This is a genomic window from Acinetobacter sp. Tr-809 (genome assembly GCF_011753255.1).
Lineage (GTDB): Bacteria > Pseudomonadota > Gammaproteobacteria > Pseudomonadales > Moraxellaceae > Acinetobacter.
This window is the reverse complement of sequence record NZ_VWVZ01000006.1, coordinates 209,347-232,663: the sequence shown is the minus strand read 5'-3', so window position 1 is coordinate 232,663 and position 23,317 is coordinate 209,347. Positions and strand designations below refer to the sequence as shown.

Below are 23,317 nucleotides of genomic sequence, written 5' to 3'. Positions count from 1 at the left end.
CCGCTCTTCGCTGCATGCTTACATCACTTAACATTTTGGTATAGGCAATTTAAGTTTTGTCGCCTATGATCAAAGAATCTCTTTAAAACTGGATCGCCCGAGGTCAAGTACATATGGCAAAACATGCAAGCTCTCCCAGTAAGCGTTTTTTAAAACTGGCTGGTATGACCGCAAGTATTGCCAGCAAAAGTGTTGCCAACACCATTCGTAATCTAACTGCAGATGAGGAACAAAAAAATGCTGCACGTAGCAAACTGTTCCAAGACATTGGCTTACAGATCGCAGACACTTTAGGTGAAATGAAAGGCGCAGTGATGAAAGTCGGACAAATCGCCTCGCAATATAAAGATATCTTCCCACCAGAAGTGGCAAAGGCAATTGCCAAACTACAACGCCAAGCACCTGCAATGCCATTTACAGCGATTCAGCAACAAGTCGAAAAAGAGTTGGGCAAACCTTTAGACCAGATTTTTAGTTCTTTTGAAGCAGAACCTTTTGCCGCAGCTTCAATTGGACAAGTACACCGTGCAGTACTGCCAAATGGTCAGGCTGTCGTAGTGAAAGTGCAATATCCAGGTGTTGACCAAGCTTGTGAAAGCGACTTAAAACAAGTCCGTCTGGCTTTGCGATTGATGGGTGTTTTAAAGATTGATAAGAAGCTGCAAGATCAACTGTTTCAGGAGATTCAGGACAGTTTGTCTGCCGAGCTCAACTACGAAATTGAAGCACAAAACCTAGAAGTATTTAAAACCTTCCATGAAAAGCTCGATGATCAAATCATTATCCCAACCGTATACAAAGATTATTCTTCTCGTCGCGTACTGACACTCAGCCTTGAACAAGGCGAGTCAATTGAAACGGCAAGCACATGGTCAGTTGAAACCCGCAATCAAATTGGTCGTCGTCTGATTCGTGCTTTAGGACAGGAAATGTTTTTCTTGAAGCGTTTCCATTGTGACCCACATCCAGGCAACTTTGCTTTCCGTGAAGATGGCAGTGTCATTATTTATGATTATGGCAGCGTTAAGACCCTTTCGCCTGAAATCATTCAACATTTCAAAGCACTGGTGAATGCTGCTCGCCAAGAAGATATTGCTCAGGTCGAAGATCTGTTGGTGGAATTACATTCGATTGCTGAAAAGCAGAAATTCCCAAGCGAGCTATATACACAATGGATTGAAATCCTGTTGCGTCCTTTAAGCACGCATTATGATTTTGCTGAAAATTCATCGCATCATGATGGTATGCGCTTAGTGAAACAATCATTGAAATACTGGGATGTGTTTAAACCCTCTCCTGATACTTTAATGGTCAATCGAACTATTTCAGGACATTACTGGAACCTGATTCACCTCAAAGTACATGACAATCTTAATGATTTATTTGAAGAGTTAGTCCCGAACTAAACTTCATAAAAAATGCCAATCATCTGATTGGCATTTTTTATTTCACTCATATTCAAGCCTCTAACAAATCAAATGGCTTGAACAAAGTTCCATATGCCATGCTCACTGATTCATTGTTTACAAATAAATTTCAATAAAACTTGAAATGAATAAGATTGACTGCACATATTGTTATGTTATAACATTTCTATAAATAATAGGAGCCATTCCAAATGCGTAAAGATATCCACCCTGCTTATCAACAAGTCTTGTTCCATGATACCAATGCAGATGCCTACTTCTTAATTGGTAGTACACTGCAAACGAAACAAACTAAAGAATATCAAGGTCAAGTCTACCCTTACGTCACCCTTGATATTTCTAGTGCATCACACCCGTTTTATACAGGTGAAGTACGCCAAGCAAGCAATGAAGGCCGTGTTGCAAGCTTTAACAAACGCTTTGCACGTTTTAACCGCAAAGGTTAATTTTCATTTAAGTTTCACACATTAGGCTGTAAGCATTAGGAGTCTAAGCTTATCTCTCCTCCACTTAGACTTCTTTTTTTATACCTAACATTTACCCTCTAAGAATCTAGCGTTGCTTGTCCAACCACACCAAACTCAATCGGTGTTTTGACATAAAACAAAGAGATTTCTTTGCTATTCAAATAATTCATCAATTCGACTGCCTGTTCATTTGTTACTGCGAACTGGATCTGTACAGGTCGATCAGCCAACTCAAAGAAACTGGCTGAATGAAACAAACCATGATGATCAACACCTTCCAGTCCAGCGAGCACCGTCGCGCCGCGCAAGTTCATTTGTTTTGCGACAGACAATAACCATTCGCTGATCAGTTGTCCCTGATAGTTACGATTTTGCGCGGTATAAAAAGTTATTAAAAACCCATTCATTATCACCACTCCCACACTATGCGGCACTTAGCCATTGATGCAAACTCATACCCAAAATCGTAAACAACAATGACCCAATCACATGAATCAAAATTGCTGCACAGGCATAACCCAACTTACCACTTTGCAATAAGGCAATAATCTCGGCAGAAAAGGTCGAAAATGTGGTTAATGCACCACAGAAGCCAGTAATCACAAACAGTTTGTAATTTGGACTCAGTGAACTTTGAGAAAAATAAGAAATTGCAAAACCGATAATAAAGCCACCAACAAAGTTGACTGTGACCGTACCCAAAGGAATATTGGGAAAAATTGGATTGAGCTTTAAACCCAGGAACCAACGCAACCATGCGCCTAATACAGAACCCAAAGCGATTGAAAGTAATGGATAGTACATGACTTACTCCAAAGGCAGTGTTGGAGTGAAAGAATAATGTGACATTGATTTATAGCTATTGTTCTGAATAATTTTCATTGCGAACTCCAAAATGGGAACAGAGCACGCACGAACCTACGCCCCCTGTTCAGGGTAACGTAGGCATCATTAGCCATTATGGCGGTTTGTGACAGGAGGAATGCCATCTCCTTTGCTCTAAAATAACATATTTTTTGGGCAACTCAACCCATGTTTTTGATGCTGAATGACGCTGTGTATAAACATGAACTTATCCACAATTTATTCCGATATCGCTAAAACTTTTTCCCCAACTACATAAAAATCTAATGCAGGTACGACAAAAGCGAAAGCCTCTGTCTCATCGCCTAAACCCAATTGTTGCAATAATTTGGGTGCTTGTAATGCACGAACCTGAGCAGCTTGAATCTGTTGAAACTGAAACGGCATCTGAATATCCCCTTGCGACATTCGAGTCGGTTGATCGACCCATTCTGTCCATGCCTGATCTTGATCGACCAAAAACTCAACAACCCCTTCCCAAGATGGAAATAACGACTGCCATGCATCAGGTAATTGTTTATCTGTGGTAATTTCTACGTCACTACTTAGAGAATAATCGGCATCAACACGCATTTCGGTATGAATCACTTGCTTATCCCGTTGATGTTGAAAAGTCGATGCATATTGTGCTGGCATCACATCACTGGCAAAACGGCCACCAATGACATATAAAGCCTGATCAACGATTACCTGCTCAAAAATCACGGTCTTTGGATGTGACTCATCCAAATAAAAGCGCCAGTTACTTTGTCGAGGTGAGGGCATTAACTGACGTAATTTTCCCAAGAAACTGAAGCCAAAATGATGATGCTGATAAGTCAAAATCGTAAAAATGGTTTTTCCGTCTTTTTCCCATAACGGTACATCTTTGGGATAGCGCTGACGTACCTGTTCAACATCTAACAGCCACGACAAATACACAATATTGCTGACCTGACTCTGCAAAGGCATAAACGGCAGTAGACGCATCATCAAACGGCGCAGTTGCAATAGGAAGTGGCAACTAAAAACGGGAGCGAGAAAGCGCAATAAACGTTTGGATGGCGGTAATTTAAAGTAATGTCGATTCATTATTATTCAACACATTCATAAGCGTTCTGAGCATAAACCGACAATACTATAACGTCTAGCTCATATACCGATCGACTTCTATTCTACATTTTCAATGTTATGATGCGGACATTGATTCAATAAACATGGAATTTTGAAATGGCTCAAAGCTTATTGGCACAACTTAAAGATGGCTCAGCAAAATTTGCTGATGTATTGGCATTTATCGAAGCACGTTATCAACATACTCCAACAGCGTTTCAAAATGGCGCACAATTCAATGCAGCCACTGAAAACCAAGGCAGTGCTAAAGTACTGAGCTTCGCAAAAATTGAAGGTTTAAGCCAAGCAGACACTTTAAGTTTATTTGCAGAACATTATGCTTCTGTACTTGCGACGCCAGAAGCCACCGACCATCAAAATATCCGCCAGTTTATGCAACATGGCTGGGATGGGATAAAGTTTGAAGGCGAAGCCTTAATTGCAAAATAAGAAAAAGGAGGTTTAACCTCCTTTTTTTATATCTGCGTTTGTATTCAGAATCGGTCTAGCCAGTTTCCGCAAGTCAGTGCTTAAACTATAAAAATCACCACCCATTTTGCCCACGCTCTGAAGTTGCTGTTGATCAATCATCTGCCCATCCCATAGGCGATCATCAACATAAATCGACTTCACATCCAGCAATGCCACTGTACCACCCGATGGAAGCGTACTGAGTTGCAGAACCTCCCTTAACTGGCATTCATAACGAATAGGTGTATCCTTGACAGATAAAGCTGCGACGGTATGACTCGGTTCAGCCTCAATATTGGCAAACTCAAATTCACTCTGTTCTGGTGGCAACAAAGCACAAGATAAATTCATCTTTTCCAGCAACGCTGAATTCACAATATGCACCACACATTCTTGGGTCTCAATTAAATTTCTGATGGTGTCTTTATCCTGCCCATTTCTTGGATTGACTTGCGAATACCATAAAATAGGTGGATTACAACTAGCCACATTAAAGAAGGAATAAGGGGCAATATTGGCAATCCCATCCACGGAGAGTGTACTAATCCATGCAATCGGTCGAGGGGTAATTCCCCCGACCAACAAGCGATAGATTTCATTGGCATCTAAATCAGAAGTTTCAAAAATCATGATAACAACACGGCTAATTTAGGGACGTTCAGCGTATTGCGGTAGATCATCGGCAATACAATCCCATTCGGCTTTCGATGCAGCAAAAATATGCATACTTGGCTTTTGCTGCAAAGGCGTATCCAACGTCCCTATTCTTAATCGATAAAGCTCGGGCTGTGCATCCCGTGAACTGATCAATGGAGAGCCACATTCGCCACAGAACCAGCGATACACACCAGATGCAGCAAACTTTTTAACCAACTCTTCACCCTGTACGATTTTAAACGCTGTGCTGCTAATCGGTGCATTGGTTGCATAGGCCGTACCATTGGCTTTTCGGCAACGTTGACAATGGCATTGTATGATCTCACCAATTTCACCATGAATCTCATAATGAATACCATCACATAAACAACTGCCACGATAGACCGATGAAGCTTGAGACATATTCCTATTCCTGATGAACATTTACTCAAAACTAGCATTTTTAAATGCTGAATCACAAGGCAAATCTGCTCAAGAAATATAATGAGATTTAAGAGAAATCACACAGCCTTTTAGACTCAACTGATCAAGGCAGAAAATACCCCAATGATCAAAACGTAGAACAGGATCGGTAAACCTAAAAACCAAAATTTTGCCCATCCATTGGTATGAAACACTTGGGTAGCCCCACGGTAACTCACCCAACATGACAAAAATAAAAATGGAACGGGAATAAAGCCTAAAAATGTAGATTGATTATAGGCTTCAATATAATTTGAATATAAAAATGTTTGAATGACGGTGGTAAGCACAATCGGCAATACAAAGACCAAGGATTGCAATACATACACGTGTCGGGCAAGTTGTGGATCAGCCTCTTTTGCACCTGAAAACTGCAGTCTTTTCTTATACCACCAGCCTTGAATCAACCAGCCAAATGCAGCAGAAATAATCCCCATGCCCAGTACCCATAACCAGTAACTTGGCCAAGCCTCTGCAGCTGAGCTAATGAAAGAGGTTCTATTTGTTGTCTCGGCACGTAATAACTGCTGATCGATTCGATCCATAACAGTCACCATACCAATTAAATAAGCAATCAAAATAATGCTTTGATGATGATAGTTTTTAGACTGAGAAAAAAACTTTTTCGGTTGGAAAAATAAAGTGATCACTTGCTTCGGTTGCAATGGTTTTATTATTTCGTTGTCTTGTGTTTCCACTGTCGGCTCAATATTCATATACCCTCTTCATAAATTAATTTAGATTATTTTTATTCAAGTATTTTAGCTTATTTTATCATTTGATAAATGTATTTACTCCTTCTGCTACCGCTCTTCCAGTTGCGAAACAAGCTGTCAGTAAATAGCCACCTGTGGGTGCATCCCAATCTAGCATTTCACCACAACAAAACACATAAGGATTAGATTGCAATTGCAGTTGTGCGGATACAGCAGTTTGCTTCACACCTCCAGCACAGCTGATGGCCTCTTCGATTGGACGGAAACCATCCAAAGGAATACTCAAATGCTTAATTTGCTGAGCCATTTGCTTGGCATCTGACCATAAGCTTTTTTCGACAATTTCTCGGAGTAGATTAATTTTGACAGTGTCCAAACCTGCTTTACGCCAGAGATTGGTCAAAGACTGCTTTTTGTTGCCCTGTAATTTCTTTTCTAATTGATCAATGCTGACATCAGGCAGTAGGTCCAGATGTAATTGTAAACGCTGTTTTTGGGCAAGCTGTGCTCTGAGATCACGACCCAATTTATAAATCACGCCACTCTCAAAGCCGTAGTGAGTAATGATGATATCGCCATGAGTTTGCTGTTCAGATTGCACCCACGCATTAACGCGCTTCAACGGCTGACCAAAACACTCCTGCATGAACGTTGACCATGTTTTAATTACACCTGCATTACTGGCTTGGAAAGGCTCAATTTCATTTTTTGAGAGCCATTGCTGCCACGCACCATCACTACCCAATTGTGACCATGACACTGCACCACAGGCTAAGATGATTGCATCGTAAGTTGCTGTAAAACACTGGGTTTGATTTTCAATCGTCAATTGATTTTCAGATAAATCAATACAACGATGACGATAATGAAAACGCACACCATCATTCATTAATCGTTTTAACCATGCACGAAGTAAGGGGGCAGCTTTCATTTCAACCGGGAAAATTCGACCAGAGCTCCCCACATAGGACTCAATACCAAGCCCTTGCATCCAGCTCTGAATCCACTGTGCATCCCATTGCTTCACCCAAGGTCCCAACCATGCAGCATGGTCATAACGTTGTATAAACGTATCCACAGGCTCAGCATGTGAAATGTTCAAACCTGTTTTACCTGCCATTAAAAACTTGCGTGCTGCCGAAGGTTTTTGTTCAAACACATCGATTTCATAGTGATATTGGCTTAGAACCTCAGCAGCCATCAACCCTGCTGGGCCTGCACCAATAATTGCAACACGCTTAGGCATCAGCTTGCTCTTGAACGTTTTGGCCTTGTAACGGTTCAAAATCATCAAAGCGGGTTGCATAGCCTTCTGGTTTTCGAATGATCAACTGTTGACACAACTCGCCACGCTCTAAATATTTGATTTCAAAATGCGTTCGAGCAGAATCTGCTGCAATTTTTTGCTTTTCATGCGGCAATTTCCACAATTCAATCAATTGTTGTTCTGCTTCATCAATATATTCAGGAATATTACTCGCCAAAGTAATTGTGCCATTCGGCTGAAGGCGAGACAGTAGAAACTCAAAGAACGGCATATTCAGCCAACGCTGCGCAGGATTATGCGGTTCTGGATTCGGATAGAGAATAAAAAATTGTTCGACTTGCGCAGGGAATAACGCATGCACCACCCAAGGAAGTGCATCTGCATGAATCGGATTTAAATGGTCACGTGGTTCTAATTGATGCTGTTTCTGCATTGCCACAAATTTTTCTTTGGTTCGTTCAATCGCAAACAACGTGGTGTGCGGATTTCGACCCGTAAACAATAAGGCATGTTTGCCTTTTCCGGCCCCAATTTCAACGCAGATTGGCGTATTGGGAATGGCAATAAAATCACGAGGGGCTTGCATACGTTGCGCTTGAAATTGACGAATCGACATAATCTCATCAAACTATCTAGAAATCGGCATAAGTCTAACAACTCACCTTACTTTTGCCTAATCTATTTGCTCTTTGTTTTAGGAATTTTCTATGTCACGTACATTCCCCTGCCCGCGTTGCGGTGAAGCCAGCATTTGGGAAGGTAATCAATTTCGTCCTTTCTGTTCAGAACGCTGTAAGTTGATCGATCTCGGTGCTTGGGCCAGTGATGAATACAAACTTCCGACTCAGGACGCACCACAAGCAGATCAAAAACGCAATGAAGATGATTATGAAGATTAACCATCTTCATTTTTTAAGCTCTTAGAAAACTTTTTTCCAATCCATATTTATATATTTTAATAAAAATTTACACATTTTAGATGTGTGATTTACATCACAGTAATTTACTTTTTTTTGACCTTGTGCAAATCTTAATCCACACATTGTAATGAATAAAAATAGCAAATAACTCACTACAACTGATATCTCATACTGATCCAACCTTAATCAAAATTTTATAGGGATCAGTTTGTTTAATAAAAATATTTAGACTTACCAGGATGTAATAATGAATCAATCAATTCCTTACCAGCTCAGGGTTCTAGCGACTCAAATTGATCCAAATCTAGATACAAATTGGCAGCTTAGTTTACACATGCTTTTTTCCATATGCGCTGCTGAAGACCGTGAGAATATCTGCCAGCAGATTTTGCAACTTAAAAAGATTCATTGGAACCGAAAAGAGCACAGTTTTTCTTATCTTGCCAAGCATGACATCCACCTATTCGCAGAAAAAATCCAAGATGCACCCATGAAGGCGCTCGTCAGAACCATTGCCAACTCTTTGGAAAAACTAAAACAATACCAAGAGATCTATGCCATTTCCGACTATTTAGAAAATATGCTCAGTCAGCTTAACCGCATCAATGTAGAAAATGATTTTGATTTACAAGAACAGAAAAAACAGGTTTTAAAAGAATTCATCTATGCCTCTGCACAGATCATTTTGCAGAAAGAAGTCATTCAATTGCCTGCCAATCAAAGGCACATCAATACTGATGTCATCAAAACATTTATTACTGAAGTGTTTTTAAAACAACAGCTACTCAAATATTCCTTTAACATTATTCGTTCTCATCAATTAAGAGAAGAAAAACCACATATTCTTAAATATTTTTTGTACCAACAACAAAAAACCAAACAGCTCGATATTGTTAAAACATCTAAGTATATTTTTGCACTCGCGCCAAGCAAAGAAGGTATCGCGAATACTTTTTCGATTCGACGCTTTTTGCAGGAAGAAAAATTTGAAGCCTGTGAAAATATTTACTTCAATGCTGCTTTTTTAGCTTTAGATCAAATCGAAGATGAATCACAGCATGAACAATTCCGATGGCAGATGGATCACATCATTACCATTGATAAACAGGTCAATCACTATGTCTCTGATATTGTTCGTCATATCGAGCTTTATGCCAATAAGACCCTGATTCCTTTTTTGATGGAACCACTCAATCCTCATGGTATCTTTATTGAAAAGTTGGTTGAACAACGGCTGATTGATTTCGAACAAAAACTCTGTCGCAATATCCTTGAACCGATCGCAGACGCTTTAAAACATGCAGTGCATCATAGCGATGAATGTCACTATCTCTACATTAGCGTCAAACAGACTCTAGATGATCTGATTAGCCATTTTATTGCCTTTCAATCACAACCTTTGATCATGTTAAATAAACAAGTCAATCTGTTTATCGCACGGCTGAAATCCTATGCCACCTTGTTGCAAAAACGCCATAGTGATGTCTTTACTGTATTTTCTTATGAGGATTGGAAAAAGCATCATGCCGCTGCCTTGGAGCCCACTAATATTCTCAAAGACCTGAGCATTAATTCTTTGCAAGAATATAAAGATGCATTTTCAGAGCTTAAGGAAAATCAGCGTCAACTGAAACAAAGCGCATCTTTTCTTAGCAAGCTATTAAATAAACCTCAGAAAATTAAAGACAATATTATTAAGCTCAAAGAAAAAACCTCACAAATCAAAAGGCATGCCCATCAGGAAATTATCCGCATTCAACGGCGCTTCCCGTCACTGATTGTGTATTTAGAGTTTGAGTCACTGATTTCAATTAATCATAAAGAACGGCATTATGCCTTCCCGACCGGAGACAATGGTATTACCCGTTTACCGATTTTGATTCAGATTCCAGAAGATAAAGCTTCTTTTGATTTACAGAGCATTTGTAATAGTTTGAATTTTGATTTGAACTTGGCCAATCAGAAATGGCTGGAAACGATTTAGAAAACATCTCAAAACGAAAAGCTTCTGTAGCAATCAAATTGATACAGAAGCTTGAATCACTCAATTAACCTGCTTTGCTTGCTACAAAGGGGTTAAATTGCTTTTCATAACCAATGGTACTCATTGGTCCATGTCCAGAGATAAATTGCGTTTCATCTGGCAAGCTAAAACATTCACGTTTGATTGAATCCAACAACTGTTGATGATTACCTTTCGGAAAATCTGTGCGCCCAATTGAACCTTTAAACAAAACATCACCTGTCCATAATAAGCCATGCTTGGCGTTATAGAACATCACATGCCCTGGGGTGTGGCCTGGAGCAAAACGCACCTCAAACTCATCCTCACCCAATTTCAATACTTCTCCACCCTCTAACCATTGATCGACTTTTACAGGTTGTGGGATTGGGAAACCATAACGAGCAGAGACTTCCTGAATCATATCCAGCCAAAATTGATCTTCTTTATGCGGACCAATCACAGGAATCTTCCATGTGTCAGCTAACTCACCGACTGCACCTGCATGATCAAGGTGTCCATGAGTCAACCACAATGCTTTCACCTTTAAGCCTAAGGTTTCCACTTCTTTTTTTAGTACCGCAGCATCACCGCCCGCATCAATCAAAATCGCTTCTTTGCTTTCACTGTCCCACAAGATTGAGCAATTTTGGGCAAATGCGGTAACAGGGACAATTTTGACTTGTAGCATAGAAACCTCTGGCGAAATAAAGCGTCGATTCAACGATGGGCTAAGGTATGAGTGAGTGCGTCAAGATTAGCCTGAACCAGACTGGCAAGCAAATCTATATGCGCCTGATCTGCATTCAAGGCAGGAATATAGACATAGTCTCCACCACCGGCATGCTGGAAAATCTCTTTATTTTGCATTGCTAATTCTTCCAGTGTTTCCAGACAATCTGCTGAAAATGCAGGACTAATCACCTGTACCGACTGTACTTTTTGCTCGCCCCATTGTTGCAATAGCTGATCAGTATATGGTTTGACCCACTCTTGCTTACCAAATCTTGACTGGAAGCTAATCGCCCATTCATGCTCTTGTAAATGTAGCGCATCTGCAACCAGACGTGCAGTCATTCGACAACGATCCGCATAGGGATCACCTTTATCTGCATAAGGCTGAGGAATACCGTGGAATGACATCAGTAATTTTTCGGGTTTCCCATGCTGCAATTGATAGTTTAATACGCTATCTACCAAGGCTTGAATGAACATCGGATGCTGATAATAATCCTTAATCAGGGTAATGCCAGGCAAATGACGCTGCTGTGGAATCCATTTAGCAAAGGCATCATATAAAGGCGCAGTTGAGGTCGCAGAATATTGTGGGAACAGTGGTAATAAAATGACATGCTCTTGTGGTGTTTGCGCCAGTTCATCAAGTACTTCATAAATACTGGGTTGACCATAGGTCATAGCAGGGACAACGCTAAGATCAAACTGATGATTTTCTTCTTGTAGACGCTGCTTAATCAGCAGTGTTTGTTCCAATACGATTTCACGCATTGGCGAATCTTTTGACCAAACCGAAGCATAAGCTTCAGCCACACGTTTTGGACGAAAGGTCAACACAAACAATTGCAGGATAATCCACCAAAGCAGTTTGGGAATCTCGATCACACGGGTATCTGATAAAAATTGCTTCAGAAAGCGTCGAACCGCTGGCACAGTGGCTTCATCAGGCGTCCCTAAATTTGCCAGAACCACCGTCACTTTAGGTTTTTGTGTCGCTAACATAGACCGCATCCGCTTTTCATTGAATTCATTCAATTACTTTAGCAGTTTTAGCGCTTTTTTTTAAATTGGATTTAGGGTCTGTTGATATTTCACAGATGCTTGCGACAGAGGATATTTGTAGACGGTACAAGGCATGGATTATGAAATTTAGAATTATAAATGAATAAGGCATAACGCAGTAGCGGCAAAAATATCCCTGTCCCACAGGGTTATGACTAAAACTGCCCCAAACTTCGTTATGAAACTTGACAAGGGGATCGCCATTGCCTACGTTTCATGCCTTGTCTGTGTGGTTTTAGTCGATAACGCAAGACATGGCTGAAACATCAGCAGCCCCTAGTGCATGGTCTTAAACTGAAAAACCCGATTACTATCAAGTACATTACTTTCTAGCAATTTCTGCCCTTTTGCCGTCAGTTGCCACAGCATACGCTGACGATCATCGCGTCCCGTTGGCATAATCCATTCATTTTGGCGCATCTGCAATTTGATCTCATGCAAAGCACGAATATTCACCTGTGCACGCGATACGGCATGCGCTCTTGGCATTTCCTTACGCGCATCATCCAAACCCGTTTCATTTAAATATTCATTCATGCGTTTAGAGAAGTATTCTTCTGGCGTCGGAATCACAAAAGCCGAACCCAATACATTCAGCAATTGTGCCCAAGTCATTTTACGATGTGGTTTCACTTCTTTGAAGTTACCATCTTGATAAGCATGCATACGGTATTCAAATGAATAAAGTTCATGCATTGAAACTTTGGGTACATTGGTCAGCGGGTCTGCTTCACGGTTGCCCAATTCTGTTTCTAGCTGCTTTACTTTGGCACGTAATGCATCAATTTCATCACGTAACACCTGTGTATTTTGTGGACGTACCCAACCGACTACAGGATAACGCTCTAACATCTGCGGCATACTGGAACGTACTGCCAACTCTAAATCTCTTAATGTGCGATAACAAAAAACTTGATCGACTTCATGTTGCAACTGCTTTCTGAACTCTTTAAATTTTTCTTTTAGTTCAGCTTTATGATCATGTAATTTGGCATCACGTGACTCAGGATCTTCATGCATAAATACAATGACTGGCTTCTGTTTAGTCATGGCATAAATGTATTCCAGATGCATATAGCCCACACCTGAAACCGACTGTTCGCCATACTGGCTACCCAATAAAATCACCACATAATCACAATCATCAATTTGACGACGTGCAATCGATGTACTTAAGGGCGTTCGTTGCTCCAAGCCCCAAGACAGGAATCCCATGCCCACTAAAGTTTGTGCCAAAACCGCTCGCTCTGGTTGCATTTCATTGCCAGAGGTAGAAATAAAGACTTGATAACGAGTATCTTGCATAGGCGAAGCCCCAATTCATTTATCAATAACATCAAGTATGCATCTTGATTTTTATTAACAGCTAACCCCAATAAAATATATAAAATTGGCTCAATTTAAGTATCAGAAACACCCAAATCGTCCAGATTTTGAATCTTCCATGTTAATTGTTCTGGTATAAGGTGCTGAAGAACCGGTTGTAGCGCTACAGCATTGTTACCACTGACATAACATTCAATACGTGTAATATTATGACGCAATTTGTCACATAATAACCCATTTTTAATTAAAATATACGCGGTTTGTCGCGCAACTGCTTGTCCAGAATCAATTAATTTTAACTTTTCATCAAAAACCTGACGAATCGCTTCTTTTAAGAATGGATAATGGGTACAGCCCAGCACTAAAAAATCAGCACCCTGCTCCACTGCAGGTCGTAGAATCTTTCGCAACACATCTAGACAAGCCTGAGTCATCTGTTGTCCTAACTCGACAAAAGGCACTAACTCCAGATTGGTCACTGTCAATACTTTAACCCCAGCAGGTTGCGCAAAATTTGCCATCACATCTTTAATCAACTGTCCACGAAAAGTTGCAGGTGTTGCCAGTACAGCCACAACCTTGGACTGCGTCTGAATCACAGCAGGCTTTAAAGCAGGAACTAAGCCTACGATTGGAAATCGCTCGCCATAATGGTCACGCAAATAATCTAAGCTAAATGCTGAAGCGGTATTACATGCAACCACTGCAATTTTACAGCCTTGACGATATAGCCATTCAATCGCTTGAGCCGTGAGTTGACGGATTTCCTGATCTGAACGTGCGCCATAAGGCACATGTGCAGTATCCGCATAGTAAAGAATACGCTCATTGGGTAAATGTCGTGCAATCTCTTGCGCGACCGATAATCCACCTACCCCTGAATCAAAAACGCCTATCGGTGCATCAGCAGATGCATGGGGCATTGGATTAAGTAAATGAGGCATTGATTGAACGGCTGTCATACACACGGGCATTAGTTTATTTACTCTTTTAAGCTTAAACCTCAGGTGCTCAAATGCAAGACCAAATCGCCACTTTTTAGTGTTAAAACAGTCTCACCTTGCGCGTTTTCAGACAAACTGCCGTAGTTCACAAGATGATAAAAACTCTGACGCTGAATCAAAGCATTAATCCCAAAACGGACATGCACATAAGGACGTAATTCACCAGCATATTCACGCATAAAAATCGGATGTGCCTCATCGACAATGATTACATCCTGATTGCTAGTGGTGAGCTGCAAATAACGCTTGCCTTCAATCTCAACCTGATCGACCTGATTGATCAGTAATGGTTCATCTTCAACCTCGATTTCAATTTGCTCAACAGGCGTTTTCAGATAGAATTTGCCATCTTCTTTCCAAAGTACCTTGGTGAATAGGTCTAAAAGGGCTTGGCGTTTAACCAATTGACCTTCGTGCCACCATTCTCCATTGGCTTTTACGCGCAGATCCATTTTGCCACAATGCTTTGGATGCCATTGCTCTAAAGGTGGAATTGACCTTTTGTGACTTTGCTGTACATCTTTTATGTATTGTGCAATGTCGATTAAGTTTTTATCATCAGAAAACATGATTTTTCCCTGATTTTCTAAAGGGTTTTGTGGAGAATCATTTTCATTTATCATAGTTTATGCCTTGATGACGAGAAAATATGACCGCTCAGCCAATTGGCGAGACCAAGGTTTAAAACTATACTAGCCCAAACGTTTGCGAGCACATACTATCATTTGTGTTCGGCAATTCAGAACACTCATGGCAGCACCGAATCGCAATATTACGGTTGCCACCCTTAAAAATATGAGGAGTCCTACATGGAACACATCGAACGTGAAGCGATGGAGTTTGACGTAGTGATCGTTGGCGCAGGACCTTCGGGTTTATCTGCTGCGATTAAAATTCGTCAATTAGCAATTGAAAACAACCTGCCTGATCTTTCTGTATGTGTTGTTGAAAAAGGCTCTGAAGTAGGTGCGCATATCCTTTCTGGTGCTGTACTTGAACCACGTGCCATGAACGAATTATTTCCAAACTGGAAAGAAGAAGGTGCGCCACTGAATGTCCCTGTAACGGGCGACGAAACATATTTCTTACTGTCTGATAGCAAAGCACAAAAAATGCCGCATTGGATGGTGCCGAAATCAATGCACAACGATGGAAACTATGTCGTTTCTCTTGGTAACGTTGTTCGTTGGTTAGGTCAAAAAGCGGAAGAACTTGAAGTTTCAATTTTCCCTGGTTTTGCTGCTGCTGAAGTACTTTATCATGAAGACGGTACAGTAAAAGGCATCCAAACAGGTGATATGGGTATTGGCAAAAATGGTGAGCCAACTCATAACTTCACGCCTGGCTATGAGCTGCATGCAAAATATACATTATTTGCTGAAGGTTGCCGCGGCCACCTTGGTAAGCGCCTGATTGCCAAATACAATCTAGATAAAGATGCTGATCCGCAACATTACGGTATCGGGATCAAAGAACTTTGGGAAATCGACCCTGCAAAACACAAACCAGGTTTAGTGATGCATGGCGCTGGTTGGCCTCTGTCTGAAACAGGCTCTACTGGTGGTTGGTGGTTATATCACGCAGAGAACAATCAAGTTACCATGGGCATGATCGTAGATTTATCTTATGAAAATCCACACATGTACCCATTCATGGAAATGCAACGTTGGAAAACGCACCCAACCATCAAGCAATTCCTTGAAGGCGGCAAACGTATTTCTTATGGCGCACGTGCTGTTGTGAAAGGTGGCTTCAATGCTTTACCTAAGCTTACCTTCCCAGGCGGTTGCTTGATTGGTGATGATGCTGGTTTCTTGAACTTCTCAAAAATCAAAGGCTCACACACTGCAATGAAATCAGGCATGTTGTGTGGTGAGGCAGTATTTGAAGCGATTGCTGCGGGTGTTGCCAAAGGTGGTGATCTTGCGATTGCTCGTGTGCTTGAAGGCGAAGATCACTTCGATAAAGAATTAACTGCTTACACTGATAAATATAACAATTCTTGGTTAAAAGAAGAGTTATATAGCTCACGTAACTTTGGTCCAGCGATGCATAAGTTCGGTCAATGGATTGGTGGTGCATTTAACTTTATCGATCAAAACATCTTTAAAGTGCCATTCACTTTGCACGATCTTAAACAAGACTTTGCAGTGCTTAAAACTGTAGATGCTTCAACGTTTAAACCAAACTATCCAAAACCAGATGGTAAGTTGACCTTTGACCGTTTATCTTCTGTATTCGTATCAAATACCGTACATGAAGAAAATCAGCCAGCCCATTTGAAGTTGACTGATCCATCTATTCCAGTAGATGTAAACCTACCAAAATGGGATGAGCCAGCTCAACGCTACTGCCCTGCTGGTGTTTATGAAATCATGGAAAATGATGATGGTTCTAAACGCTTCCAGATCAATGCTGCTAACTGTGTACACTGTAAGACGTGTGATATCAAAGACCCATCACAAAACATTACTTGGGTAACGCCTGAAGGCGGTGGTGGTCCGAACTACCCGAACATGTAATTCAAAATAAAAAAAATCCGAGTTTAGACTCGGATTTTTTATGCTTTCGTTTTATTTGGCTGAAACGGCACTTAACCCTTCTGCACCAAATAACGATATTCCGTATTGCTGTTTTCATCTTGGCTTTCTTCTTTGAGCAACAACTCATGCCCAAGATGCATACAGAATTTTGGAATATCCCATGATGTTGACGGATCTGTAGCCAAGACTTCGACAATATCGCCCGACTTGGCTTTGCGAATGGCTTGATGCAACATCATTACTGGTTCAGGGCAACGTAAACCTCGCGTATTGATTTGAACAGCAGCAAGTTTTGGTTGTTCAGACATCATAAAACTCAAATATTCGAATTTTCACATTTTAGCATAAACTACTGATATGAAAATCATCAGCAGCTTTTTGAAAAACTGTACGTTTTTTACATAGTTTTATTGATGCATATCCGCTTTATCTTCGGTATGATGAAAATCATCTAATTGATATAGAGAGTCTTTAGGAAAGATCATGGTCGAGGAATCCAGTCCATCGTGGGGTATGCGTGGCTTAAGAAAATGGTTAGGTACCGCACCTGAAACCCGCGATGAATTACTCAAGTTAGTTCAAGACTCACGTCGCTTTTTAGAGCCAGATACTGTTGCTATGCTTGAGGGTGTTCTCGATCTGCCAGCAACCAAGATTCGAGAAGTCATGACGCCGCGTACAGCCATTATCAGCTTACAGGAAGATGATCAATTACTTGATATTCTGCATGTACTGATTGATTCAGCACATTCGCGCTTCCCAGTATTCTCTGCGGATCAAACGGATAATGTCGTTGGTATCTTATTAGCGAAAGATCTTTTGCCATTTTTAACCGAGCGCAATGTCAAAGTCGATATTCGTTCATTGATGCGTCAGCCCGTCTTCGTACCTGAAAGTGCACGTTCAGACCAAGTACTACGCATGTTAAAAAATACCCAGACCCATATTGCCATCGTGATTGATGAATATGGCTCAACCTCAGGTTTGGTTACCCTCGAAGACATTCTTGAAGAGATTGTGGGTGAAATTGAAGATGAGCACGATATTGCAGATGAAGAAGCCCTGTATATTGTTCCTGACAATGATCCGACCACAGCCAATACCTGGATTGTGCAAGCACTTACACCAATCGAACACTTCAACACTATTTTAGATGCAGATTTTTCTGACGATGAAGTTGAAACTATGGGCGGTTTACTGCTGCAAGAGATTGGTTTAGTGAGCGATTTACAAGGTCAAACCATTGAGCTTGGCGATTGGCAATTTACCATTATTGAAGCAGATGCACGCACTATCCATCTGATTCGAGCTGTCCGTCAATGAGAACCTATTTTGAGAAGCTGTTAAATCCATCTCAAACCCAAACGCAGCTTCCTTTTATTTTTCCCCTATTGATTGCACTGATTTCAGGTGCAATCTTTAGTTTGGCTTTAGCCCCATATTACTTTTGGTGGCTTGCGATTCTATCGCCTGCGCTATTGTATGCGGTATTACGTCAACGTAGCCCACGCCAAGCCTTTGCGCTCGGTTGGGCTTATGGTTTTGGTTTATGGTTTGTCGGCGCGTTCTGGCTGTATACCTCAATCCATACCTATGGCGATACCAATGCCTTTCTAAGCATTTTGATGATTGTCTTTATGGCAGCCGCAATGGGCTTATTTACGGCGTTTCAAACTTGGTTGTATCGTCGCTTCTTCCCAGAAACACCGTTAACCTTCGCCCCACTTTGGGTATTATTTGAGTGGGCCAAAACTTGGGTCTTTACTGGTTTCCCATGGTTGTTTGCAGGTTATGCCTTCACTGAACGCCTACTTGATGGCTATGCTCCGTTATTCGGTGTCTATGCTGTTTCTTTCGTCGTCATTGTATTGGCTTGTGCATTGGTCGAAATTTTAAATCGTCGCTGGTTTTGGGCGATTCCTTCAGCACTCTTGGTATTAGGTGCTTGGGGTGCTGGATTTATTCAATTTGTACAGCCTAAAGCAGCGAAGCCGCTGAGTGTTTCACTGATTCAAGGGAATATTCCGCAAGACCTGAAATGGTTGACTGAATATCAGATTAAAACTTTAGAAATCTATGCCACCCTGACACGTGCAGAATGGGGCCGAGATCTGATCGTTTGGCCTGAATCATCGATTCCAATGTTCCAGACCGATATTCAAGAATTTTTGGATGCAATGGCGGCGCAGGCGAAGAAAACCGATAGCGCTTGGGTCACAGGTATTCCTTATTGGGACCTAGCTAAATCGCAGCAAGTGGGTGAACCGTTGTATTACAACAGCATTATGGCATCGGGTAGCGATTCCTTTGGCTTGTATAAGAAACAACGTTTAGTACCGTTTGGCGAATATATTCCATTGTCAGGCCTGTTGAAATGGGTACTGCCTGCGATGCAGAACGATGTCAGCATGAGTGGCTTTTCACGTGGTGAAGCCAATCAAAAACCGCTCACTGTGAAAGGACATGCGCTTGCTGCTGCTATTTGTTATGAAGTGGCCTATCCCAACCTAACCCGTCGTAATGCCTCTAATAGTGACTTCTTAATTACGGTGTCAAATGATGCATGGTTCACGGGGACGGCTGGACCTTGGCAACATCTGCAAATGGTACAGATGCGAGCCAAAGAAAATGGTCGTTGGTTTATTCGTGCCACCAATACAGGTGTGACCGCATTTATTGATCAGCATGGTCATATCGTTAAACAAGCACCAATAGATCAAGAAGCCGTGTTACGTGGCGAATTACCTGCCATGCAAGGGCAAACACTCTACAATCGTTTAAGTGATTACCCGATCTTGATTTTCTCATTGCTTTTATTGATCGTAGGCTGGATCTATCGTCCACGTAAAGTTGATATTAGCTTCAAATCCCGTCGATAAATTACAGTAACTTTGTGCCCAGAGGAACATCAAACTCTGGGACACAAAGCGCAACATCCCCTTCCGCATTATGAAAGCCCGTCACCAAACATTCTGACTGAATCGGCCCAATCTGCTTTTTCGGAAAATTCACGACAGCAACCACCAATTTTCCAATCAAATTCTCAGGCTGATATAACTTGGTGATTTGTGCACTGGATTTTCTGATCCCAAGTTCTTCACCAAAATCTACCTGCAAAATATAAGCGGGTTTTCGCGCTTGTTGAAACACTTCTGCCTGAATGATTCTGCCCACACGTAATTCTACCTTGGTAAAATCATTCCACTCGATCTGTTGCATGCTTTTTCCTTTTCTCTCTTTTAAGCCCAGTTTCAGCATAGCGAATCTACCCAATTCAATAAATACGCTTATTTTTATTTTCAATTGAGCAACTTCATGCTAAATTAATTTTGCTGATCATAAAGCCGTAAACGTTTACGTCAATCAACGTGCCAACATATCTCCAACAAGGCTTGGAGCTATTTCATCAAGATATTTTTATCTTTGATAAGGCACTGGCGTTTGTTGGTTTACGGAGTAAAAAATGCAGAGTTCAAAATCTTCTACTTTTAATTTTCAAAAAATTCCAAATCGTTACGCATCCATTGTTTTACCCTTCTTCTTGTCCATTATTATGACTTTTATCGTGTCTTGTATTAGTACGCTGAGAAGTATGGGCTTTGAACAATTTTCTTTTGCAACATGGATGTCAGCATGGGGAATTTCTTGGCTAATCGCATTTCCTGTGCTGCTCTTGGTATTACCTATCGTGCGTAAAATGACAATGCTCTTGGTTCGCCCTGCTTAAATTAAGACCATAAAAAAACGTAGATCTTGGTCTACGTTTTTTAGTCAAAATACTTAACTTAGAAATTAATCGACAATTGCACCGATAAATAAGCCACGAGACTAGATAAAAATAGCATCGGAACATATCGATAGGCTTTAAATAAAAGCTGCTCATATTTAGAGATTAGCTCATGATTATCCCAGACACTGGTTTTTAAGGCACTTAGAAAACACAATACAAACCATGCACTCAACATACTCAATGCAAAAAAACCAATCATGATTTGACTGCTTCCTTCCGCAGCTTGCCACAAGCTTAAAGCCCCTTCACTAAAAGGCAATAGGCTTAAGATGAGCAATACAGATTTAAGCATTGCCCAATGAAACTGATTCAGTTCATCCAATACAAAAAATGCTTTCATCTGATCTCCACATCTTATTTCAATGGCTTGAATTTATTATGCAAAGCTTTTGCCTCAAGAAATAGCCTATTTTTCTGCATAATTTGTTTTTCTTGTAACTATTAAATATGGGAATAATTCTTATTATAACTCTCACATATTCAACATTTTATTCATTTTATATTTTTCAAACAGTTAGTTTATTATTTCTAATTAAGAAACATTATCACTTCACTCTCTATTTATTTAATCCAAAAGTGAAGTGATATTTTATTCAAGTATTATGGTTGATAATAAATATCAGCATCGTTGCCTTCGCCACCTTCTTTACCATCCGCACCAAACGAATATAAATCAAAAGCCCGACCTTCACGACCTGGGATCACATACTGTAAATCATTTTCCCAACTGTCTTTTGGATAGCCGCCTTTGACATAACCACCCGGTAACCAATTTTTCGCAGACGCGGGCTGATTCACCAACGCATCTAAACCACCATCTTGCATCGATGGATAACGACCATTATCTAATTTATATTGATCTAAAGCACCCGCGACACCTTTTAAGGTAATACTGGTGGTATCCACTTTGGCTTTTTCACCACGGCCCATCACGTTTGGAACGATCAGTGCAGCAAGAACGCCTAAAATTACAATAACAACCATCACCTCAATGAGTGTAAATCCTGAGACCCGATTAAACCGAGCAACGCTCGGTCGGGTCGCAAGACGAGAAGCTATGCTTCGAGTGGCAGGATTAAGATTATACTCGGACTCTGAGTTGCAAGATTCCGCAACAGGAGAAGCATTCAAGCTACGTTCAACATTTTGTTTATCCATTGAATTATTCATATTCATCTCTTACATGTCACTCATTAGATCATATTGTTCATATTAATAATTGGCAACATTACCGCAATCACAATCACCAATACAATTGCTGCCATAAAAATCAGCATCAAGGGTTCGAGTAACGCCAGTAAAGTGGAAATAAAGGTAGTCACCTCACGATCTTGCATGGTCGATGCACGATCTAACATGCGATCCAACTCACCCGACGCTTCACCACTTCGAATCATTTGTACCATCATTGGTGGGAAATAACCGCAACGCTCCAATTGTGTTGCCAAATTACCACCTTCTGTTACACGCTCCATCGCCACTTCAATCGCATCACGAATCACCCAGTTATTACTGACTTCGGCACCAATACGCAATGCTTCAACCAAAGGCACACCAGAACGGGTCAAAATCGACAAGGTACTAGCAAAACGTGCCGCATTTATACCACGCGAAAGTTTACCAAATAGTGGCAATCTGAGCGTTAAGCGGTCAAATGCATAATGCCCTGCCGTGGTTCTTAAAAAACGGGTAAATAGGATAATGGCAATAAAGGCTAAAATGAGCATACCCAGCCAAGTATGTCGAATAAAAGCACTGGCTTTCATCAAGGCAACCGTAATCCAAGGCAAGGCTTCTTTGCTTTGTTCAAAGGTCTTGACGATTTCAGGTACGACATAGGTCATCAAACCCATCACGATCCCGAAAGACATCAGCATCAGTACTATCGGATAGATCATCGCACCCTGTACTTTCTTCTGCATGGCAAAACGATTTTCGGTGTAGTCCGACAACTGATCTAAGATTAAATCAAGATGACCTGAGCGCTCGCCTGCAGCAACGGTGGCAATATACAACTCAGGAAATCGCCCCGATTGCTGCATACTTTTTGCCAGTGAATGTCCTTCCAAGACCTTAGACCGTACAGCGATTAATAGGTTTTGCACATGGCTCTTCTCACTTTGCTTACTCACTGCGCGCAAGGCTTCTTCCAATGGAATACCTGCTGCAACTAGCACAGAAAGCTGTCGGGTCATTAATGCCAAATCATAGGCACTAAAGCTTTTTTTAAACCATGAGCGTTGTTGCTGTTTGTCTTTTTGCTCAACTGCATCGACCGCAATGGGTGTCCATGCTTTATCGCGTAACTGTTGACGAATTTGGCGTGCAGAATCCCCTTCCAGCACACCTTTATGTTGCTTTCCAGAGGCATCAAGCGCAGTAAATTGATAAGCAGGCATGGTTCTGTTCTAATTGTCCCAAAATAGTTGTTGTTACAGTTGCATCCGTGTTTGAAATGAAACCTGAGAGTTTCACAAGAAATTCATCGACATAACACTTCGCACTTTAGCAT

General features: G+C 41.0%; 27 protein-coding genes and 1 riboswitch. Of the genes, 9 read left to right on the top strand and 18 right to left on the bottom strand.

Going from position 1 to position 23,317, the window contains the following annotated elements:
• Nucleotides 1-113 precede the first annotated feature (113 nt).
• Nucleotides 114-1,406, top strand: coding sequence for an ABC1 kinase family protein (locus F3J02_RS14725; protein WP_167250442.1), 1,293 nt, complete (start codon nt 114-116; stop codon nt 1,404-1,406).
• 212 nt (nt 1,407-1,618) lie between these two features.
• Complete coding sequence (locus F3J02_RS14720) at nt 1,619-1,873, top strand: type B 50S ribosomal protein L31 (protein WP_005239968.1); 255 nt, start codon at nt 1,619-1,621, stop codon at nt 1,871-1,873.
• Between the two features lie 98 nt (nt 1,874-1,971).
• Here the strand turns inward: F3J02_RS14720 and F3J02_RS14715 are convergent, their stop codons facing one another.
• From F3J02_RS14715 to F3J02_RS14705, 3 genes are all read right to left on the bottom strand, one after another.
• Nucleotides 1,972-2,301 (bottom strand): DUF190 domain-containing protein, encoded by a 330-nt coding sequence (locus F3J02_RS14715; protein ID WP_167250440.1) that lies wholly within the window; start codon nt 2,299-2,301, stop codon nt 1,972-1,974.
• Nucleotides 2,302-2,317: 16 nt separating this feature from the next.
• On the bottom strand, nt 2,318-2,698 hold the full coding sequence (crcB, locus tag F3J02_RS14710; protein WP_004802433.1) for a fluoride efflux transporter CrcB: 381 nt from the start codon (nt 2,696-2,698) through the stop codon (nt 2,318-2,320).
• A 131-nt stretch (nt 2,699-2,829) separates the two neighbouring features.
• Nucleotides 2,830-2,896: riboswitch (Fluoride riboswitch) on the bottom strand.
• Nucleotides 2,897-2,977: 81 nt separating this feature from the next.
• Nucleotides 2,978-3,829 (bottom strand): DUF2071 domain-containing protein, encoded by an 852-nt coding sequence (locus F3J02_RS14705; RefSeq protein WP_167250438.1) that lies wholly within the window; start codon nt 3,827-3,829, stop codon nt 2,978-2,980.
• Nucleotides 3,830-3,967: 138 nt separating this feature from the next.
• On the opposite strand from F3J02_RS14705, the gene F3J02_RS14700 reads away from it, so the two are divergent.
• Complete coding sequence (locus F3J02_RS14700) at nt 3,968-4,300, top strand: HopJ type III effector protein (protein WP_167250436.1); 333 nt, start codon at nt 3,968-3,970, stop codon at nt 4,298-4,300.
• 12 nt (nt 4,301-4,312) lie between these two features.
• On the opposite strand, the gene F3J02_RS14695 is transcribed toward F3J02_RS14700, so the two are convergent.
• The 5 genes from F3J02_RS14695 to F3J02_RS14675 all read right to left on the bottom strand — a co-directional run bounded on the left by F3J02_RS14695 (nt 4,313) and on the right by F3J02_RS14675 (nt 8,039).
• Nucleotides 4,313-4,951 carry a flavin reductase family protein gene (locus F3J02_RS14695; protein WP_167250434.1) on the bottom strand — a complete coding sequence of 213 codons (639 nt, stop codon included), beginning with the start codon at nt 4,949-4,951 and terminating at the stop codon, nt 4,313-4,315.
• Between the two features lie 18 nt (nt 4,952-4,969).
• A complete protein-coding gene (locus tag F3J02_RS14690) occupies nt 4,970-5,380 on the bottom strand; it encodes a GFA family protein (protein WP_005192105.1) in 411 nt (136 codons plus the stop codon).
• Nucleotides 5,381-5,496: 116 nt separating this feature from the next.
• Nucleotides 5,497-6,156, bottom strand: a complete 660-nt coding sequence (locus F3J02_RS14685; RefSeq protein ID WP_167250432.1) for a hypothetical protein — start codon at nt 6,154-6,156, stop codon at nt 5,497-5,499.
• Between the two features lie 58 nt (nt 6,157-6,214).
• On the bottom strand, nt 6,215-7,402 hold the full coding sequence (locus tag F3J02_RS14680) for a TIGR03862 family flavoprotein (RefSeq protein ID WP_167250430.1): 1,188 nt from the start codon (nt 7,400-7,402) through the stop codon (nt 6,215-6,217).
• Nucleotides 7,395-8,039, bottom strand: coding sequence for an SAM-dependent methyltransferase (locus F3J02_RS14675; RefSeq protein ID WP_167250428.1), 645 nt, complete (start codon nt 8,037-8,039; stop codon nt 7,395-7,397). Before F3J02_RS14675 ends, F3J02_RS14680 begins: the two co-directional genes overlap by 8 nt.
• Nucleotides 8,040-8,130: 91 nt before the next feature.
• Here F3J02_RS14675 and F3J02_RS14670 point away from each other — a divergent pair, with 91 nt between their 5' ends.
• Together F3J02_RS14670 and F3J02_RS14665 are read left to right on the top strand one after the other, a co-directional pair.
• Nucleotides 8,131-8,322, top strand: coding sequence for a DNA gyrase inhibitor YacG (locus tag F3J02_RS14670; protein ID WP_167250426.1), 192 nt, complete (start codon nt 8,131-8,133; stop codon nt 8,320-8,322).
• A 268-nt stretch (nt 8,323-8,590) separates the two neighbouring features.
• A complete protein-coding gene (locus F3J02_RS14665; protein ID WP_167250424.1) occupies nt 8,591-10,327 on the top strand; it encodes a hypothetical protein in 1,737 nt (578 codons plus the stop codon).
• 64 nt (nt 10,328-10,391) lie between these two features.
• Here the strand turns inward: F3J02_RS14665 and F3J02_RS14660 are convergent, their stop codons facing one another.
• The 5 genes from F3J02_RS14660 to F3J02_RS14640 form a co-directional block, all read right to left on the bottom strand.
• The gene (locus F3J02_RS14660) at nt 10,392-11,036 is read right to left on the bottom strand and encodes an MBL fold metallo-hydrolase (RefSeq protein WP_167250422.1); all 645 of its coding nucleotides are present in this window, start codon (nt 11,034-11,036) and stop codon (nt 10,392-10,394) included.
• 29 nt (nt 11,037-11,065) lie between these two features.
• Entirely contained in the window at nt 11,066-12,082 is a 1,017-nt protein-coding gene (hemH, locus tag F3J02_RS14655; protein WP_167250420.1) for a ferrochelatase, read from the bottom strand.
• Between the two features lie 336 nt (nt 12,083-12,418).
• Complete coding sequence (locus tag F3J02_RS14650; RefSeq protein ID WP_167250418.1) at nt 12,419-13,447, bottom strand: DUF4062 domain-containing protein; 1,029 nt, start codon at nt 13,445-13,447, stop codon at nt 12,419-12,421.
• A 95-nt stretch (nt 13,448-13,542) separates the two neighbouring features.
• Nucleotides 13,543-14,430 (bottom strand): glutamate racemase, encoded by an 888-nt coding sequence (murI, locus tag F3J02_RS14645; RefSeq protein ID WP_167250416.1) that lies wholly within the window; start codon nt 14,428-14,430, stop codon nt 13,543-13,545.
• A 41-nt stretch (nt 14,431-14,471) separates the two neighbouring features.
• Nucleotides 14,472-15,095 carry a DUF1285 domain-containing protein gene (locus F3J02_RS14640; RefSeq protein WP_167250414.1) on the bottom strand — a complete coding sequence of 208 codons (624 nt, stop codon included), beginning with the start codon at nt 15,093-15,095 and terminating at the stop codon, nt 14,472-14,474.
• 186 nt (nt 15,096-15,281) lie between these two features.
• On the opposite strand from F3J02_RS14640, the gene F3J02_RS14635 reads away from it, so the two are divergent.
• Nucleotides 15,282-16,994 (top strand): electron transfer flavoprotein-ubiquinone oxidoreductase, encoded by a 1,713-nt coding sequence (locus F3J02_RS14635; RefSeq protein ID WP_005192081.1) that lies wholly within the window; start codon nt 15,282-15,284, stop codon nt 16,992-16,994.
• A gap of 71 nt (nt 16,995-17,065) precedes the next feature.
• Here F3J02_RS14635 and tusA read toward each other — a convergent pair whose 3' ends face one another.
• The gene (gene tusA, locus F3J02_RS14630; RefSeq protein ID WP_167250412.1) at nt 17,066-17,323 is read right to left on the bottom strand and encodes a sulfurtransferase TusA; all 258 of its coding nucleotides are present in this window, start codon (nt 17,321-17,323) and stop codon (nt 17,066-17,068) included.
• 175 nt (nt 17,324-17,498) lie between these two features.
• On the opposite strand from tusA, the gene F3J02_RS14625 reads away from it, so the two are divergent.
• Nucleotides 17,499-18,338 (top strand): HlyC/CorC family transporter, encoded by an 840-nt coding sequence (locus F3J02_RS14625; protein WP_004802396.1) that lies wholly within the window; start codon nt 17,499-17,501, stop codon nt 18,336-18,338.
• Nucleotides 18,335-19,894: an apolipoprotein N-acyltransferase gene (gene lnt, locus F3J02_RS14620; RefSeq protein ID WP_167250410.1), complete on the top strand. Its 1,560-nt coding sequence runs from the start codon at nt 18,335-18,337 to the stop codon at nt 19,892-19,894. The genes F3J02_RS14625 and lnt overlap by 4 nt, the downstream gene beginning before the upstream one ends.
• Nucleotide 19,895: 1 nt before the next feature.
• Here lnt and F3J02_RS14615 read toward each other — a convergent pair whose 3' ends face one another.
• Nucleotides 19,896-20,234 (bottom strand): tRNA-binding protein, encoded by a 339-nt coding sequence (locus F3J02_RS14615; protein ID WP_167250408.1) that lies wholly within the window; start codon nt 20,232-20,234, stop codon nt 19,896-19,898.
• 244 nt (nt 20,235-20,478) lie between these two features.
• Here F3J02_RS14615 and F3J02_RS14610 point away from each other — a divergent pair, with 244 nt between their 5' ends.
• Nucleotides 20,479-20,742 (top strand): DUF2798 domain-containing protein, encoded by a 264-nt coding sequence (locus F3J02_RS14610; RefSeq protein ID WP_167250406.1) that lies wholly within the window; start codon nt 20,479-20,481, stop codon nt 20,740-20,742.
• 58 nt (nt 20,743-20,800) lie between these two features.
• On the opposite strand, the gene F3J02_RS14605 is transcribed toward F3J02_RS14610, so the two are convergent.
• From F3J02_RS14605 to gspF, 3 genes are all read right to left on the bottom strand, one after another.
• The gene (locus tag F3J02_RS14605; protein WP_167250404.1) at nt 20,801-21,145 is read right to left on the bottom strand and encodes a hypothetical protein; all 345 of its coding nucleotides are present in this window, start codon (nt 21,143-21,145) and stop codon (nt 20,801-20,803) included.
• Between the two features lie 260 nt (nt 21,146-21,405).
• Nucleotides 21,406-21,981, bottom strand: a complete 576-nt coding sequence (gene gspG, locus F3J02_RS14600; protein WP_323127327.1) for a type II secretion system major pseudopilin GspG — start codon at nt 21,979-21,981, stop codon at nt 21,406-21,408.
• A 17-nt stretch (nt 21,982-21,998) separates the two neighbouring features.
• Nucleotides 21,999-23,204: a type II secretion system inner membrane protein GspF gene (gspF, locus tag F3J02_RS14595; protein WP_167250400.1), complete on the bottom strand. Its 1,206-nt coding sequence runs from the start codon at nt 23,202-23,204 to the stop codon at nt 21,999-22,001.
• Nucleotides 23,205-23,317: the final 113 nt, after the last annotated feature.

What these genes read in the sequence shown, in the direction of transcription:
- F3J02_RS14705 (WP_167250438.1), bottom strand. Translation starts at nt 3,829, where the DNA reads ATGAATCGACATTACTTTAAATTACCGCCATCCAAACGTTTATTGCGC.
- gspG (WP_323127327.1), bottom strand. Translation starts at nt 21,981, where the DNA reads ATGAATATGAATAATTCAATGGATAAACAAAATGTTGAACGTAGCTTG.
- F3J02_RS14635 (WP_005192081.1), top strand. Translation starts at nt 15,282, where the DNA reads ATGGAACACATCGAACGTGAAGCGATGGAGTTTGACGTAGTGATCGTT.
- F3J02_RS14610 (WP_167250406.1), top strand. Translation starts at nt 20,479, where the DNA reads ATGCAGAGTTCAAAATCTTCTACTTTTAATTTTCAAAAAATTCCAAAT.
- lnt (WP_167250410.1), top strand. Translation starts at nt 18,335, where the DNA reads ATGAGAACCTATTTTGAGAAGCTGTTAAATCCATCTCAAACCCAAACG.
- crcB (WP_004802433.1), bottom strand. Translation starts at nt 2,698, where the DNA reads ATGTACTATCCATTACTTTCAATCGCTTTGGGTTCTGTATTAGGCGCA.
- F3J02_RS14660 (WP_167250422.1), bottom strand. Translation starts at nt 11,036, where the DNA reads ATGCTACAAGTCAAAATTGTCCCTGTTACCGCATTTGCCCAAAATTGC.
- F3J02_RS14695 (WP_167250434.1), bottom strand. Translation starts at nt 4,951, where the DNA reads ATGATTTTTGAAACTTCTGATTTAGATGCCAATGAAATCTATCGCTTG.
- F3J02_RS14690 (WP_005192105.1), bottom strand. Translation starts at nt 5,380, where the DNA reads ATGTCTCAAGCTTCATCGGTCTATCGTGGCAGTTGTTTATGTGATGGT.
- tusA (WP_167250412.1), bottom strand. Translation starts at nt 17,323, where the DNA reads ATGTCTGAACAACCAAAACTTGCTGCTGTTCAAATCAATACGCGAGGT.
- F3J02_RS14700 (WP_167250436.1), top strand. Translation starts at nt 3,968, where the DNA reads ATGGCTCAAAGCTTATTGGCACAACTTAAAGATGGCTCAGCAAAATTT.
- F3J02_RS14675 (WP_167250428.1), bottom strand. Translation starts at nt 8,039, where the DNA reads ATGTCGATTCGTCAATTTCAAGCGCAACGTATGCAAGCCCCTCGTGAT.
- F3J02_RS14725 (WP_167250442.1), top strand. Translation starts at nt 114, where the DNA reads ATGGCAAAACATGCAAGCTCTCCCAGTAAGCGTTTTTTAAAACTGGCT.
- F3J02_RS14715 (WP_167250440.1), bottom strand. Translation starts at nt 2,301, where the DNA reads ATGAATGGGTTTTTAATAACTTTTTATACCGCGCAAAATCGTAACTAT.
- F3J02_RS14720 (WP_005239968.1), top strand. Translation starts at nt 1,619, where the DNA reads ATGCGTAAAGATATCCACCCTGCTTATCAACAAGTCTTGTTCCATGAT.
- gspF (WP_167250400.1), bottom strand. Translation starts at nt 23,204, where the DNA reads ATGCCTGCTTATCAATTTACTGCGCTTGATGCCTCTGGAAAGCAACAT.
- F3J02_RS14685 (WP_167250432.1), bottom strand. Translation starts at nt 6,156, where the DNA reads ATGAATATTGAGCCGACAGTGGAAACACAAGACAACGAAATAATAAAA.
- F3J02_RS14625 (WP_004802396.1), top strand. Translation starts at nt 17,499, where the DNA reads ATGGTCGAGGAATCCAGTCCATCGTGGGGTATGCGTGGCTTAAGAAAA.
- hemH (WP_167250420.1), bottom strand. Translation starts at nt 12,082, where the DNA reads ATGTTAGCGACACAAAAACCTAAAGTGACGGTGGTTCTGGCAAATTTA.
- F3J02_RS14605 (WP_167250404.1), bottom strand. Translation starts at nt 21,145, where the DNA reads ATGAAAGCATTTTTTGTATTGGATGAACTGAATCAGTTTCATTGGGCA.
- murI (WP_167250416.1), bottom strand. Translation starts at nt 14,430, where the DNA reads ATGACAGCCGTTCAATCAATGCCTCATTTACTTAATCCAATGCCCCAT.
- F3J02_RS14650 (WP_167250418.1), bottom strand. Translation starts at nt 13,447, where the DNA reads ATGCAAGATACTCGTTATCAAGTCTTTATTTCTACCTCTGGCAATGAA.
- F3J02_RS14615 (WP_167250408.1), bottom strand. Translation starts at nt 20,234, where the DNA reads ATGCAACAGATCGAGTGGAATGATTTTACCAAGGTAGAATTACGTGTG.
- F3J02_RS14670 (WP_167250426.1), top strand. Translation starts at nt 8,131, where the DNA reads ATGTCACGTACATTCCCCTGCCCGCGTTGCGGTGAAGCCAGCATTTGG.
- F3J02_RS14640 (WP_167250414.1), bottom strand. Translation starts at nt 15,095, where the DNA reads ATGATAAATGAAAATGATTCTCCACAAAACCCTTTAGAAAATCAGGGA.
- F3J02_RS14680 (WP_167250430.1), bottom strand. Translation starts at nt 7,402, where the DNA reads ATGCCTAAGCGTGTTGCAATTATTGGTGCAGGCCCAGCAGGGTTGATG.
- F3J02_RS14665 (WP_167250424.1), top strand. Translation starts at nt 8,591, where the DNA reads ATGAATCAATCAATTCCTTACCAGCTCAGGGTTCTAGCGACTCAAATT.